At 73.8% G+C, this 13,447-nt stretch carries 13 protein-coding genes; 2 read left to right on the forward strand and 11 right to left on the reverse strand.

What is annotated here, in order from left to right; all coding sequences use genetic code 11:
- Positions 1-14 precede the first annotated feature (14 nt).
- The gene (locus tag OHA17_RS34765) at positions 15-791 is read right to left on the reverse strand and encodes a GNAT family N-acetyltransferase (RefSeq protein ID WP_406509785.1); all 777 of its coding nucleotides are present in this window, start codon (positions 789-791) and stop codon (positions 15-17) included.
- 115 nt (positions 792-906) lie between these two features.
- Positions 907-1,470, reverse strand: coding sequence for a universal stress protein (locus tag OHA17_RS34770; protein WP_398874953.1), 564 nt, complete (start codon positions 1,468-1,470; stop codon positions 907-909).
- A gap of 315 nt (positions 1,471-1,785) precedes the next feature.
- On the opposite strand from OHA17_RS34770, the gene lysA reads away from it, so the two are divergent.
- Positions 1,786-3,120 carry a diaminopimelate decarboxylase gene (lysA, locus tag OHA17_RS34775; protein ID WP_406509786.1) on the forward strand — a complete coding sequence of 445 codons (1,335 nt, stop codon included), beginning with the start codon at positions 1,786-1,788 and terminating at the stop codon, positions 3,118-3,120.
- Positions 3,121-3,127: 7 nt separating this feature from the next.
- On the opposite strand, the gene OHA17_RS34780 is transcribed toward lysA, so the two are convergent.
- The 3 genes from OHA17_RS34780 to OHA17_RS34790 all read right to left on the reverse strand — a co-directional run bounded on the left by OHA17_RS34780 (position 3,128) and on the right by OHA17_RS34790 (position 7,575).
- On the reverse strand, positions 3,128-5,029 hold the full coding sequence (locus OHA17_RS34780) for an NAD-binding protein (RefSeq protein ID WP_406510893.1): 1,902 nt from the start codon (positions 5,027-5,029) through the stop codon (positions 3,128-3,130).
- Between the two features lie 81 nt (positions 5,030-5,110).
- Positions 5,111-6,442, reverse strand: coding sequence for a uracil-xanthine permease family protein (locus OHA17_RS34785; protein WP_406509787.1), 1,332 nt, complete (start codon positions 6,440-6,442; stop codon positions 5,111-5,113).
- On the reverse strand, positions 6,439-7,575 hold the full coding sequence (locus tag OHA17_RS34790; protein WP_406509788.1) for an aryl-sulfate sulfotransferase: 1,137 nt from the start codon (positions 7,573-7,575) through the stop codon (positions 6,439-6,441). The genes OHA17_RS34785 and OHA17_RS34790 overlap by 4 nt, the downstream gene beginning before the upstream one ends.
- 135 nt (positions 7,576-7,710) lie before the next feature.
- Between OHA17_RS34790 and OHA17_RS34795 the strand changes: the two genes are divergently transcribed.
- Complete coding sequence (locus tag OHA17_RS34795) at positions 7,711-8,274, forward strand: helix-turn-helix domain-containing protein (protein ID WP_406509789.1); 564 nt, start codon at positions 7,711-7,713, stop codon at positions 8,272-8,274.
- A 13-nt stretch (positions 8,275-8,287) separates the two neighbouring features.
- Here OHA17_RS34795 and OHA17_RS34800 read toward each other — a convergent pair whose 3' ends face one another.
- From OHA17_RS34800 to dhaL, 6 genes are all read right to left on the reverse strand, one after another.
- Positions 8,288-8,722 (reverse strand): MarR family winged helix-turn-helix transcriptional regulator, encoded by a 435-nt coding sequence (locus OHA17_RS34800; protein ID WP_406509790.1) that lies wholly within the window; start codon positions 8,720-8,722, stop codon positions 8,288-8,290.
- A 105-nt stretch (positions 8,723-8,827) separates the two neighbouring features.
- On the reverse strand, positions 8,828-9,379 hold the full coding sequence (locus OHA17_RS34805) for a PadR family transcriptional regulator (protein WP_406509791.1): 552 nt from the start codon (positions 9,377-9,379) through the stop codon (positions 8,828-8,830).
- A gap of 28 nt (positions 9,380-9,407) precedes the next feature.
- The gene (locus OHA17_RS34810) at positions 9,408-11,429 is read right to left on the reverse strand and encodes an FAD-dependent oxidoreductase (RefSeq protein ID WP_406509792.1); all 2,022 of its coding nucleotides are present in this window, start codon (positions 11,427-11,429) and stop codon (positions 9,408-9,410) included.
- A 90-nt stretch (positions 11,430-11,519) separates the two neighbouring features.
- The gene (locus tag OHA17_RS34815) at positions 11,520-12,311 is read right to left on the reverse strand and encodes a PIG-L deacetylase family protein (protein WP_406509793.1); all 792 of its coding nucleotides are present in this window, start codon (positions 12,309-12,311) and stop codon (positions 11,520-11,522) included.
- 124 nt (positions 12,312-12,435) lie between these two features.
- Complete coding sequence (locus OHA17_RS34820; protein ID WP_406509794.1) at positions 12,436-12,849, reverse strand: PTS fructose transporter subunit IIA; 414 nt, start codon at positions 12,847-12,849, stop codon at positions 12,436-12,438.
- Complete coding sequence (gene dhaL / locus OHA17_RS34825; protein WP_406509795.1) at positions 12,846-13,442, reverse strand: dihydroxyacetone kinase subunit DhaL; 597 nt, start codon at positions 13,440-13,442, stop codon at positions 12,846-12,848. The genes OHA17_RS34820 and dhaL overlap by 4 nt, the downstream gene beginning before the upstream one ends.
- Positions 13,443-13,447: the final 5 nt, after the last annotated feature.

Below are 13,447 nucleotides of genomic sequence, written 5' to 3' on the forward strand. Positions count from 1 at the left end.
GCGGTGCGGCCCGGTCACGCCGGGACGCGGGCGCCCCCCACGCTCGGCGCGCCCGTCGCGTAGTGGACGTACTCGCGCACCAGCCGGAACCCGGCCGTCCAGGCGAGGAGCCGGCTCGCCCGGTTGTAGCGGGAGCAGGTCCAGCTCGCGGTGCGGCCGCGCGCCGCTGCGTCGCGGCTCAGCGCGACCACGCAGCCCAGGGCGAGCTGTTGGCGGCGCTGGTCCGGGGCGGTGACCACCGCGATGTCCTCGTACGTGCCGCCCCGGAAGTAGGTGCAGACGACGGCGAGGAGGGCTCCTTGGCGGAAGGCGCCCCAGGCGTGTCCGGAGCGGCCGAGCCCCGACGGTCCGCCCCAACTGGCGTGAATCCAGGCCGAGTCGGGTGCGAGCCTGACGAGCGCGGGCGCGTCGGCCGAGGTCAGCGGGCGGATCGTCACGCCGCGCGGGGGACGCGGGGCAGCGGCCGGCTCGCGCTGCACGTACACCATCCGCTCCCACGGCACGACCCGGTCGAAGGAAGCGCCGAGGACCGGCAGGAAGCGGCCGGGTGCCTCGACGTAGCGGTGTGCGAGCGGTGCGAGGCCCGCCGGATCGAGCGCGCCCGGGTCGCCGCGCAGCAGCACGTGGCCCGCGCAGTCGAGGGCGATCGCGCGCGGCTGTACGGCGCGGTCGGCCCACCCGTGTCCGTTCCCGGTGGTCAGTACGTGCTCGGCCAGGGCTGCGGGGCCCGGCTCGGCGGCACACAACCAGCGGGTGTGGGCGGCGAGTTGGTGCGGGCGAAGTTCGATCACGACGAGCTCCGTTCGGGGGCGGGGGGCAGGCCTCGGGGCCGATGAGGAGCGAGGCGAGCTGGATCGGGCGTCAGGAGAACGCGGCCGTCCTCGACGGCCCTGCGGCGAGCGGCGGTCACTTCGCCAGCTCGCTCGGGTCCAGGGGGCGTCGCCACGCGACGAGCCGGTGAAGGGCCGCCAGTTCGTGCTCCAAGGGGGAGGGCGGCACGGCGAGGACCGGGCAGGTGGCGTGCGCGAGGCAGTAGCGGGCCACCGAAGGACGCAGCGCACGGCGGAGCCGGCCGCGCGTGCCGGCGCCGAGGACGAGCAGGTGCTCGGGCTCCCGCGCGGCCTCCACCAGAACGGCACCCGGCGTGCCCCGTACGACCATCGCTTCGAGCGGCACGGACGGTCCGGCCGGGCCGAAAGCCGTGTCGAGGGCCTGGACGAGTTGTTCGCCCGCCAGCTCGCGCCACTCGGCGAGCAGCCCCGGATCCGGCGAGCCCCGGTGGCCGAGTTCGCCGCCGGGCGGCGCCCAGGCGAGGACCGCCATCAGCGTGCCCCCACCGAGCTCCGCCTCCCGCGCCGCGCGGTGCAGCGCCGTCAGACTGCCCAGTGAGCCGCTGACCCCGGCCACCACCCGTCGCCCGCCGGCCCGGTCCATGACGTCCACCTCGTACTCGTATCGCCTTCCGCTCATCCGTTGAGCAAAGCTCCTGGACGGCTGATCGCAGCGCGCGTTGGCGGTTTCCTGACGAGCGGGCGGGAGAAACTGACGGGCTCATGACGCCGGGACTGCCGCCGCGTCAGCATCCCGTCAGCACACCTCCCCTTCCCGTCAGCATCGCGTCAGGGCGCCGGTCGGCCGGGCCCCGCGGGCGTAGCGTCGCCGACGTGCCCCGGCCTGCCTCCCCGTGCCGGGGCCGCACCAACCACCGTGACCGGAGCCGCCGTCGTCGCCGACGCGCTCGCCCTGTGGATCGGCTGAGCAGGAGCGAGAAGGAGTAAGCAGCCCATGACCACCATGAACCTGCCGACCGGCCTGACGTCCGCCGACGACCTGTCGGTGTGGCCGGCCTCCACCGCGCGGCTCGGCCACGGCGGCCTCGCGGTGGGCGCCGTCCCGCTCGCCGAGATCGCCGAACGCTTCGGCACCCCCGCCTACGTCCTCGACGAGGGCGAGGTCCGCGAGCGCTGCCGCACCTACCGCAGCGCGTTCCCCGAGGCCGAAGTCCTCTACGCCGCCAAGGCGTTCCTGTGCCGGGCCATGGCGCACTGGGTCGACGAGGAAGGGCTCGGCCTCGACGTGTGCTCCGCGGGCGAGCTCGAACTCGCCGTCACCGCCGGATTCCCGGCCGAACGGATCGTGCTGCACGGCAACGCCAAGTCCCCGCACGACATCGAGGCCGCGCTGCGCCTCGGCGTAGGCCGCATCGTCATCGACAGCCCGTCCGAGATCGCCCGGCTCGCCGCCGCCGTCGGGCCGAACGGCCACCAGAAGGTGATGGTCCGGGTGGTGCCCGGGATCAGCGCGGGCGGCCACGACAAGATCCGTACCGGTACCGACGACCAGAAGTTCGGCCTCTCCCTCACCGACGGCCACGCCCAGCACGCCATCGCCCGCATCCTCGGCCAGCCCCAGCTCGAACTGACCGGCCTGCACTGCCACTTGGGGTCACAGATCACCACCGTCAAGCCGTACCTGTCGGCGGTGCGCCGCATGGTCGGCCTGATGGCCCGGCTCCGGGACGTCCACGGCATCGTGCTGCCCGAGCTCGACATGGGCGGCGGACACGGCGTCGCCTACCGGCCCGGCGAGGACGGGCTCGACATCACGACGCTGGCCCGCCGCATGCGCGCCGAGCTCGCCGAGAGCTGCGCGGCGGCCGGCCTCGACGTGCCCCGGCTGCTCGTCGAACCGGGCCGTGCGGTCGTCGGCCCCGCGGGCGTCGCGCTCTACCGCGTACTCGCCGTCAAACGCACCGGTGACAACCTCTTCGTCGCCGTCGACGGCGGCATGAGCGACAACCCGCGGCCCGCCCTGTACGGAGTGCGCTACGCACCCCGGCTGATCGGGCGGGCCTCAACCGCCCACGCCTGCAAGGCGACCGTCGTCGGCCGGCACTGCGAGGCGGGCGACGTGCTCGCCTCCGCGGTGGACCTGCCCGGCGACATCCACCCCGGCGACCTGCTCGCCGTGCCGGTGGCGGGCGCCTACCAGCTGTCCATGGCGTCCGGCTACAACATGGTGGGCCGCCCGCCGGTGGTCGCCGTCGCCGACGGGCACGCCCGGCTCCTGGTGCGCCGCGAGTCCCTGGAGGACTTCCGCAGCCGCGACGTCGGGCTGTAGGCCGCCCTCACTGGGCCACTCGCGAGGAGGGGCGGCGGCCGAGGAGTTCGGCCAGGCCCCGCCGGGTCGCGGCGAGCACGATCCGGTCCTCGGGCCGCAGCACGTACCCGGGCGGCAGCTGCCACACCAGGTCGCCCGGGGCGCCCCCGCCCCGGCGGCGGGCGGCGCCCAGGTCGGGGACCCGGTCGGCGGGCGAGGACGTGTCGAGCGCGAGCACCCGCCAGGCGCCCTCGCGGAACGCCTCCTCGACGGTACGGCCCTCCAGTTGCGGATGGCCCGCCACGTCGACGGCCGCGAAGAGCAGCACCTTGCGCTCCACCGGTATGGCGCCCAGGATCTGACGGCCCATCATGGCTCCGGCGAAGGCGGGTGCCGCCAGGTGCGAGACGCTGCGGCTGCGGGTGAGGGCCCCCGGGTGGGCGGCGCGCAGCGTGCGGTAGACGGCGGTCGCGAAGTCGTCGTCGTACAGCCGCATCACGACCCGCAGATCGGGCTTCACCGAGCGGGCGTACAGGGCGGCTTCCAGGTTGGTGGTGTCCGAGCTGGTCAGCGCGAGCAGGGCGTCGGCCCGGTGGATGCGGGCCGACTCCAGGATGCCCTCCTGGGTGACGTCGCCGATGACGGTGGGCACGCGGAGCCGCCGGGCGAGCGCGATGCCGCGGGCCTCCGGGTCGGACTCCACGCACACGACGGGGATGTCGAGCTCGCGCAGGCGCACCAGGACCCGGGCGCCGATCTTGCCCATGCCGAGCAGCACCACGTGCCCGGAGAGTCCACGCGAGGGGCGGGGCAGCGCGGAGGCGTTGCGGAAGGTGCCGAGCCCTTCCAGGACGGCGGCGATCAGGACCGGCAGCAACAGCAACCCGGTCAGTCCTGAGAGCAGTTGGAGGATCTGGCGGCCCACGGGCTGGTCGATGGCCGGGTCGTCGATGGCGAAGATGTCGAGCAGGGTCAGATAGGCGGCGTGCAGCGGATCGTCGCCGGTGGTGAGCCAGGTCGCGATGGCAAGGGCGATCACCGAGGCGACGATCCCGGCGAGCGACCAGCGCAGCCTGCGCGAGAACAGCCGGCCCAGCGGCGCGCCGAGATCGGTGAGGCGGCCCGGGGGCTGGGCGGGGCCGGTGTAGGTGACGGTCTCCAGGACGACCCGGCCGCGCCGGTCGGCCTCGTCCATCGACCGCTCGTCGGGCAGCAGGCGGGGCCCCTCCGAGCCGCTGCGGTCCGAACCCTCCGCGCCCGCGGGGTCGTTGGTGGTCGACGAGAGCAGGGCCAGCGTGCACAGCCCCGGGTCGGTGACCTCGCCGCGGCGCGGCGGCGGGCGCTGACCGGCCCGCAGCAGCACCCCGTCGGCGTGCACGACCTTGCTGGTGCCCGCGAGGGCGGTGGCGGCCAGTGCGGGCGCCGCGGTGTCGGCATCGGACAGCACGGTGGTGGACGTCTCGGACGCGGCCGCGCCGGGCTCCGGCGCCGCGAGAGCCGCCGCCTGGTCGAGCAACTCCTGGAGGTACTGGCCGAGTTTGCGGTTGTAGAGCCGGATGACGAGCCGGACGCGCGGGTTGAGGCGCCGGGCGATCAATGCGGCCCGGATGTTCGTCTCGTCGTCGCCGTGCACCAGCGCGAGCGCGGCGGCCTGCTCGATGCCGGCCTCCAGAAGCGCCCCGTCGTTCGGCTCGACCGCCTCTACGAGCCGGGAGTCGCTCGCCCGGTCGGAGCCGGGCACGGGGGTGCGGAGCATCGCGGACGACATGCGGCCGAACAGCGCCGAGGCCCTGGCCCGGCCGCCCGCGGGGAGCCGGGCCGAGCGGGTCACGTTCTCCGGCGGCACGACGAGGACGACGCGCTCGCCGTACACCTCGCGCAGCTCACCGGCGAGCCGGTGGGCGAGCGCGTCGTCCCCGCTGACGACCATGTGTCCGACGGGCGGCCCCGCCCAGGGCTGGGACGGGAGCGGCTGCTGAGGAAGTGAAGGCACACCCCAGACCTTGCCCCATCAGGTGGCGTCGCGTCGACGGGCGGCCGGTTCGGGGCGCGGCGCCCGAACATCCTTGTGGACGGCGGACGTTGTGAACAGGGCGTGCAGAAGGACGGCTGCGAGCGTCCCGGCGACCACCCCGCTGCCCGCGACCGTGCGGACCCAGCCGGGGAATCCGTCGTAGAGGCCGGGGGCGAGCAGGGGCAGCAGACCCACCGCGAGTGCGAGCGCGGCCACCAGGGAGTTCGAGCGCTCGCCGAGTTCCGCGCGGGCCAGCATCTCGACGCCCATGACGGCGATGACCGCGTACACGACGAGGGCCGAGCCGCCGACGACCGCGGCCGGCAGCCCCGCCACGAGACGCGAGAGGGGGGAGAGCAGCCCGGCCAGGACCAGCAGGCCGCCCGCGCCTGCCGTCACGTACCGGCTGCGCACCCCGGTGAGGCGGCCGATCCCGATGTTCTCGGCGCTGGTCACCATCAGCGACGTACCGAAGAGACCGCCGACGAGTGAGACCAGGGCGTCGGCGCGGGCCATCCTCGGCACGTCCCGGCCCGGGTCGGGCACGCGCCCCGCGGTCTCGCTGCTGAGCACGCTCTGGCCGGTGATCTCGGCCAGCGTGGTGAGGCTGAAGACGAGCAGCGGCAGGGCCGCCACCGGGTCGAACTCCGGGGCGCCGTACGGGAAGAGGCCCGGCAGCGAGAAGCCGGAGCCCGCGGCCGGGGTGACCGCGCCGAGCCCCGTCGTCACCGCGACGAGCGTGCCCACCGCCATGCCGATGAGGACGGCCGTACGCCGCCACACCCCGCGCAGCGTGAGATGGGCCAGGACCGTCGCCGCCACGGTCGCCGCGGCCAGGGCGACGGCCCGCGGCGCCGCCGTGCCGCCGGGGCCCGTGACGAGCTGGGCGGCGACCCGGATCATGGAGATCCCGATCAGGAGCACGGTCACGCCCATCACCAGCGGCGGGAAGAGCCGCACCACACGGGCGTACAGCGGCAGCACGGCGAGGAGCAGCGCCGCCGCGAGCAGCACCGAGCCGCTCGCCACGGCGGGGCCGTGGTCATGGGCGATCTGGAGGAACAGCGCGGCGGCCGCCCCGCCCGGCAGCATCACGAACGGCAGCCGGGCCCCGAAGGTCCAGACGCCGAGCGACTGGAGGAGCGACCCCGCACCGCACAGCACCAGGACCGCGCTCAGCAGCGAGGTCGTTCGGTCGGGCGGCAGCCGCAGGGCCGCCGCGGTGAGGAAGACGGTGGAGACGGGCGCCGCGACCATGGCGAGCACATGCTGCACGGCGAGCGGGGCGAGCCGTCCGAGCGGGACCCGCTCGTCGACGGGCGACGTCATGGGCGCGCCTCCAGCCAGGGCAGCTCCTCGGCCGCGTACCGGTAGGCGCGGAACACCGCGTTCGGCTCGGCCGGGAAGAGCCGCCGCACCTCGGACTCCTCGTAGCCGCCGAACTGCGGCACGATGAACTCCCAGCACAGATAGCCCTGTTGGGTCACTTCGAAGAGGCGGCCCGCGGGGGAGTCGGTGACCAGGGTGTTGCCGTTGGGTAGCCGCTGAGCCGATCCCATGAAGGGGGCGAAGAACGATTCGCGGGCCGGGTCGTGGTACTCCCACACGACCCGGCCGCCGGCGCGCTCGATCTCGACGACGCGCGAATACGGCACGTCGTGGCCCGGCCGGAAGACGCCGTTGTCGAAGACCAGGACGTTGCCGCCGGCCAGCTCGGTGGGATGGTGCTGCTGGGAGACCGTGCCGGGGCCGGTGCGCCACAGGATCTCGCCGGTGTCCCGGCTGATGACGACCACCGCGGACACGCTGCGCAGACTGGCCAGGACGTTCCCGTCGGCAAGCGGGGTGACGCTGTTGATGAGCGGCCAGTGCTCACGCGCGTAGTCGGGGTGCAGGGCGTACTCGGCCCGGTCGAGGTGGTCGGCGGCCCGCCAGGACCACAGCTCGCCGCCGTCGGGCCCGACCTCCCTGATGGTGTCGGCCCATACCGTTCCTCCGGCGGCCTCGGAACCGGCCACCCCGCCGAGGACCCCGGCCGCCTCGGCGCCGCGCAGCGGTTCGAGCCCGGTGTAGAGGACGCGGCCGTCGTCGAGGTGGTGGGCGTCGTGGTGCTGGAAGGGGTCGCGGTGCTCGCGCACGACCGTGCCGTCCGGCCTGGCCTCCAGCATCACGCCGCCCCGGTACTTGTGCCACATCGGGAACAGCGCCTCCTGGCCCGGCAGTACGCCGTTGTAGGCGAGGTTCCCGTTGCCGAGGATCCGGGCGTGCCGCCCCGGCCGGTAGGGGAGGTGCCAGGTGTGGACGGCCTCGCCGCGCAGGTCCACCAGATACACCTCGCCGCCCCCGGTCAGCGGCGCGTAGAGCGTGAATCCCGGGCAGGCCGCGTCCGGGTCGAGCGCGATGAGACCGGTGCCGCGCCGGCGGCGCTGGTTCTGGTCGACGACGGTCGGGCGAGTGGTCACGACGACACTCCTTCAAAGTTTCTTTGATGTCCTCAAACAGCTTCGAAGGTAGAGGCGTTGTGTGTCGGCGGTGTGACGGGCGTACGAAACCGTCCCGCGCGGTGCGTAAGGTGATCCCGAGGGAGGGCGGTGCGGATGAACGACACAGGTGGGACGGGTGCGGGGCCGCGCCTGGGTGGCGCGGTGCGCCGTCGCCGGCGGGCGCTCGACCTCACGCTGGCGGCCGTCGCGGAACGCAGCGGCCTGTCCGTACCGTTCCTCAGCCAGATCGAGAACGAGCGGGCCCGCCCCAGCATGCGCTCCCTCCAGCGCATGGCGGACGCCCTGAACACGACGGCCGTGGAACTGCTCGCCGCCGCCGATGCGACGGACCGCGCGGTCGACGTCGTGCGCGCCGACGACGACGCGGGCCTCTCACGCGACGCCGGGGTGCGCCCGTTGGTGCGGGGCCGCCATCAGATGCACGCCCTGGAGTTCACCGGCGAGCGTGCGGCGGACCGCGAATTCCTGCACCACAACGACGAGTTGATGTATGTGGCGGACGGCGCCGCCGAGGTCGAGGCGGAAGGGCGCGGCTACACCCTGTCGAAGGGCGACACCCTGTATCTCACCGGCGGGGTGCGCCACCGCTGGCGTGCGACGCTGCCCGGCACCCGGGTCCTCGTCGTCGCCGTCTCCGACCACATCGGGGGATCCTGAGGCCAACCGGTCCTCAACTGCCGTTTTCGGCCCGAGTGTTGTAGCGCAGCAGGTACTCCGCGAACCGGTCCAGGTCCTGGGGCGCCCAGTCCGCGAGCCGGTCGTGGAAGGCCTGGCGGCGCAGTTCCGCCGCCTCGGCGAGCTTGGCGGTGCCCGCCGGGGTCAGCTGGAGCACCTGGATGCGGTGGTCGTCGGGGTCGCTGATGCGCTCGACGAAGCCGAGCTTTTCGAGCCCCGCGATCTGGCGGCTGATCGTCGACTTGTCGAGCATGTAGTAGGCGGCCAGATCGGTCGCCCGGCAGCCCTGCTGGTCCTCCAGATGGGAGAGCAGGGTGAACGAGACGAGCGAGAGCTCCGGGTGCATCCGGGCGGCGGCGGCCCGGGCGCGCCGGGCGAACGCGGTCAGCTCACGCTGAATGGTGATGACCGACTGGTCTCGGCTGAGCACGACTGATCCCCTTTCGTCTCCATGGTCGGTTGTAGAATACAACGCCGTGATGGATGCGGGGAACGACGCCGCGCCGGACCCTTCGCCTCACTTCTCGGGCAGCCTCTAACCCAGGGACTCCGGCGGCTCCTCGCCCAGGGTGTCGAGCGCCTCGGTCAGCCAGCCGATCCAGAACGTCTCCAGCTCGATGCCGCCGCGCAGCACCAGATGCCGCAGCCGGTCCTGCTCGCTGTCCCGCTCCGGCGGGAAGTCCTTCGCCTCGATCCCGTGATACGTCGTCAACTGGGCGTGGTGCAGGGCGAGATGGCGTTCCAGCTCGGCCCGCAGGCCGCCCGTGCCGATCACCGCCGCCGCCCGCATCCGCAGCAGCAGCGGGTCCCGCATCGGCTTCGGGTCCTGGCCGGCCGCCGCCCACTGGGCGAGCTCGGCCCGGCCCGCGGGCAGCACCTCGTACTCCTTCTTCTGCCCGCGGGCCGGGGCGGCGGACGGCAGCGCGCGGATGAACCCGGACTGCTCCAGCTTTCCCAGCTCGCGATAGATCTGCTGATGCGTGGCCGACCAGAAGTAGCCGATCGACTTGTCGAAGCGGCGGGTCAGCTCAAGCCCCGAGGAGGGCTTTTCGAGCAGTGCGGTCAGGATCGCGTGCGGGAGAGACATGACCGCATCCTAGGTTCGTCCGCTCGCCTCAGAGCGTGGCGGCCAGCCGGGTGCCCTGGTCAATGGCGCGCTTGGCGTCCAGCTCGGCGGCCACGTCGGCGCCGCCGATCAGGTGCACCGTCGCGCCGGCCGCGCTGAGCTCCTCGTACAGGCCGCGCCGCGACTCCTGGCCCGCGCACAGCACGACCGTGTCGACGGGCAGCACGGTCGACTCGCCGTCCACGGTGATGTGCAGGCCCGCGTCGTCGATCCGGTCGTAGCGCACGCCCGGGACCATGGTGACGCCGCGGTGCTTGAGCTCGGTGCGGTGGATCCAGCCTGTCGTCTTGCCGAGGCCCGCGCCGACCTTCGTCGTCTTGCGCTGGAGCAGGTGCACCTGGCGCGGCGGCTTGGGCCGCTCGGCCTTGCGCAGCCCGCCGCGCTCGCCGTACGTGGTGTCGACGCCCCACTGCCGGAAGTACGTCTCGGCGTCCAGGCTCGCCGCGTCACCGCCGTCGGTGAGGAACTCGGCGACGTCGAAGCCGATGCCGCCCGCGCCGACGACCGCGACCCGCTCGCCGACCGGCGCCCCGTCGCGCAGCACGTCGAGGTAGGTGACGACGCTCGGGTGGTCCGAGCCCGGGATCTCGGGGGTGCGCGGGGTGACGCCGGTCGCGATCACGATCTCGTCGTACGAGCCGTCGTCGAGGTCGGCCGCGGCCACCTCGGTGTTCAACCGGACGTCCACGCCGTGCAGTTCGAGCTGCGTACGGAAGTAGCGCAGCGTCTCGTCGAACTCCTCCTTGCCGGGCACCCGCTTGGCGATGTTCAGCTGGCCGCCGATCCGGTCGGAGGCGTCGAAGAGGGTGACGGCGTGCCCGCGCCCGGCCGCCGAGACGGCGAAGGCGAGCCCGGCCGGGCCCGCACCGACCACCGCGAGGCGCTTGCGCAGCTTGGTGGGGGACAGGACCAGCTCGGTCTCGTGGCAGGCGCGCGGGTTGACCAGACAGGAGGTGATCTTCCCGCTGAAGGTGTGGTCGAGGCACGCCTGGTTGCAGCCGATGCAGGTGTTGATGGTCTCGGCGCGGCCCGCGCCCGCCTTGGCGACGAACTCCGGGTCGGCGAGGAAGGGCCGCGCCATCGACACCATGTCCGCCCGGCCCTCGGCGAGCAACTGCTCGGCGACTTCAGGGGTGTTGATGCGGTTGCTGGTGATCAGCGGGATCGACACCGACCCCATGAGCTTCTTCGTCACCCAGGTGTAGGCGCCCCGGGGCACCGAGGTCGCGATCGTCGGGATGCGCGCCTCGTGCCAGCCGATGCCGGTGTTGATGATCGTCGCCCCGGCCGCCTCGATGGCCCGCGCGAGGGTGATGACCTCCTCCAGCGTCGAGCCGCCGGGCACCAGGTCCAGCATGGAGAGGCGGTAGATGAGGATGAAGTCGGTGCCCAGGCGCTCGCGCGTGCGGCGCACGATCTCGACCGGGAAGCGCATCCGGTTCTCGTAGGAGCCGCCCCAGCGGTCGGTGCGCCGGTTGGTGGCTCCCGCGACGAACTCGTTGATGAGGTAGCCCTCGGAGCCCATGATCTCGACGCCGTCGTACCCGGCGGACTTCGCGAGCTCGGCCGCCCGCACGAAGTCCTCCACGGTCTGCTCGACCTGCTCGTCGCTCAGGGCGTTCGGCACGAACGGGCTGATCGGTGCCTGGAGCGCGCTCGGCGCGACCAGGTCCTGGTGGTAGGCGTACCGGCCGAAGTGCAGGATCTGCATCGCGATCCGGCCGCCCTCGCGGTGCACCGCGTCGGTGACAGTCCGGTGCTGCTCGGCCTCCGCCTCGTTGGTCAGCTTCGCGCCGCCCGGGTAGGGCCGGCCCGCGTCGTTGGGCGCGATGCCGCCGGTGACCATGAGGCCGACCCCGCCGCGGGCCCGCTCGGCGTAGAACGCGGCCATCCGCTCGAAGCCGTTCTCGGCCTCTTCGAGCCCGATGTGCATCGAGCCCATCAGCACCCGGTTGGGCAGGGTGGTGAACCCGAGGTCGAGGGGGCTCAGCAGATGGGGGTACGCGGTCATGGGGGCGCCTCCGGGTGGGGTGTCGTCGCCTCCAGTTGTAGACCAGCGGAACCCGCTTATGCAACAAGTTGCATAACACTGAGGCGGCGCTCACACCCAGGGCGGCGGCCCCTCGGGAGCCAGCTGGTGGACGTCGAAGAGCACGGCGGCCTCCACTCCCATGGCCGGACCCGACGAGCGCGCGATCCAGGTCAGGAAGGGGCGCGGAGCGAAGGCGTCGGCGTCCGCGCCGAGCCCCTTGGTGTACTCGACGTGCGCGGCGAGGGAGGCGATGCCGCGCTCCAGCGGGTCGCCCGTCACCTCCACCCCGTGCGTGGGCCGGTCCGACCCCGCGAACGCGACGAAACGCACCCCGGGCCACGGTTCGAGCCCTTCCTCGGCCAGCTCCGGGAAGACCCACCGGTTCCCGGCGTCCCGCGCCGCGTCCAGCGCCGCGAGCCCGACCGCCCGGTGGTCGGCCTGGTTGATCAGCCCGCCGATCATCCGGATCGTGTACGCACCGGAGAGGATCACCTCCGGCCGGAACCTGCGGATGGCCCGCGTGATGTCGCGCCGCAGCTCGATCCCGTACTCCACCACCCCGTCCCGGTGGCCGAGGAACTCCACATCACTGACCCCGACCTCGCGCGCCCCGGCCCGCTCCTCGGCCTCGCGCAGCGGCGCGGCCCGGTCCGGATGCATCCCGTCGATCCCCGCCTCCCCGCGCGTCGCCAGGACGTAGCCGACCTGTTTGCCCTGCGCGGTCCAGCGGGCGACCGCGGACGCGGTGCCGTACTCGATGTCGTCCGGATGCGCCACGACGGCCAGCGCACGGGTCCAGTCCTCCGGCAGCGGGGCGAGCCGCGGCCCGCCGGTGCCGCCCAAGTCGTTGAAGGCACTCATGTCCTCATGATGGCGCCGGGCGAGGACGCGCGACAGCCGGATGACGTGTCCGGTGCGAACCGGGAGGGCCGCACGTCCCGGGCCGGGCGTCCGGCTGCCGAACGCCCCCGCCGCGTTCCGCCCCTCACACCTTCCGGTAGCCGTACGCCTCCGCGGCCGCCGCCTCCACCGCGTCCAGGTCCGCGCCCGCCGACGCGCTGACGACCGCGGCCACCGCGCCCTCCACGAACGGGGCGTCCAACAGCCTTGTGCCGGGCGGGAGTTCGTCGCCCTCGGCCAGCAGGGCCTTGACCGTGAGGACCGCGCTGCCCAGGTCCACCAGGACGGCCACGCCCGCGCCGCGGTCCACGGCCTCGGCCGCCCGCACGATGAGTTCCTCGCTGGTGCCCAGGCCCCCGCCGGGCAGGCCGCCCGCGGGGGCGACGGGGGCGGTGGGGCCGCCGCCCGCGAGGCCCTCGGCCAGTTCGGCGACGGACGCCGCCACCGCCGCGCTGTGCGAGACGAGCACCACCCCGACCAGCGGGCCCGGCCCGCTCACGCGGCGGCCTCGGCCAGCGCGCCGATCAGCAGCGCCGACGACGTCGCCCCCGGATCCTGATGGCCCACGGAGCGCTCCCCGAGATAACTGGCCCGCCCCTTGCGGGCACGCAGCGGTACGGTCGCGAGCGCCCCCGCGTCGGCCGCCTCGGCCGCCGCGCCGAAGGACTCGCCGAGCGCCTCGACCGCCGGCAGCAGCGCGTCCAGCATCGTCTTGTCCCCGGCCGCCGCCCCGCCCAGCTGGGCGACCGCCGCGACCCCGGCGCCGAGCGCCTCGGCCAACTGCTCCCTCGTGACCTCGGCGGCGTCCCCGAGCGCCTTGCCGGTGCGGCGAAGCAGCGTCCCGTACAGCGGCCCCGAAGCACCCCCGACCGTGGAGATCAACTGCCGCCCGGTCAGGGCGAGTACGTCCCCCGGAGTGGCGGGCGCCTCCTTGTCGAGCAGCGCCGTCACCGCGGTGAAGCCGCGCTGCAGATTCGCCCCGTGGTCGGCGTCGCCGATCGCCGAGTCGAGATCGGTGAGCCGGGCCGCCTCCCGGTCCACCGCGGCGGCGGTGGCGGTCATCCAGCGGCACATGAACGCGGCGTCGAGCACAAGCC

The sequence above is a fragment of the Streptomyces sp. NBC_00212 genome (assembly GCF_045206365.1).
Taxonomy (GTDB): domain Bacteria; phylum Actinomycetota; class Actinomycetes; order Streptomycetales; family Streptomycetaceae; genus Streptomyces.

What these genes read in the sequence shown, in the direction of transcription:
- OHA17_RS34770 (WP_398874953.1), bottom strand. Translation starts at nt 1,470, where the DNA reads ATGAGCGGAAGGCGATACGAGTACGAGGTGGACGTCATGGACCGGGCC.
- lysA (WP_406509786.1), top strand. Translation starts at nt 1,786, where the DNA reads ATGACCACCATGAACCTGCCGACCGGCCTGACGTCCGCCGACGACCTG.
- OHA17_RS34780 (WP_406510893.1), bottom strand. Translation starts at nt 5,029, where the DNA reads ATGGTCGTCAGCGGGGACGACGCGCTCGCCCACCGGCTCGCCGGTGAG.
- OHA17_RS34785 (WP_406509787.1), bottom strand. Translation starts at nt 6,442, where the DNA reads ATGACGTCGCCCGTCGACGAGCGGGTCCCGCTCGGACGGCTCGCCCCG.
- OHA17_RS34795 (WP_406509789.1), top strand. Translation starts at nt 7,711, where the DNA reads ATGAACGACACAGGTGGGACGGGTGCGGGGCCGCGCCTGGGTGGCGCG.
- OHA17_RS34805 (WP_406509791.1), bottom strand. Translation starts at nt 9,379, where the DNA reads ATGTCTCTCCCGCACGCGATCCTGACCGCACTGCTCGAAAAGCCCTCC.
- OHA17_RS34810 (WP_406509792.1), bottom strand. Translation starts at nt 11,429, where the DNA reads ATGACCGCGTACCCCCATCTGCTGAGCCCCCTCGACCTCGGGTTCACC.
- OHA17_RS34815 (WP_406509793.1), bottom strand. Translation starts at nt 12,311, where the DNA reads ATGAGTGCCTTCAACGACTTGGGCGGCACCGGCGGGCCGCGGCTCGCC.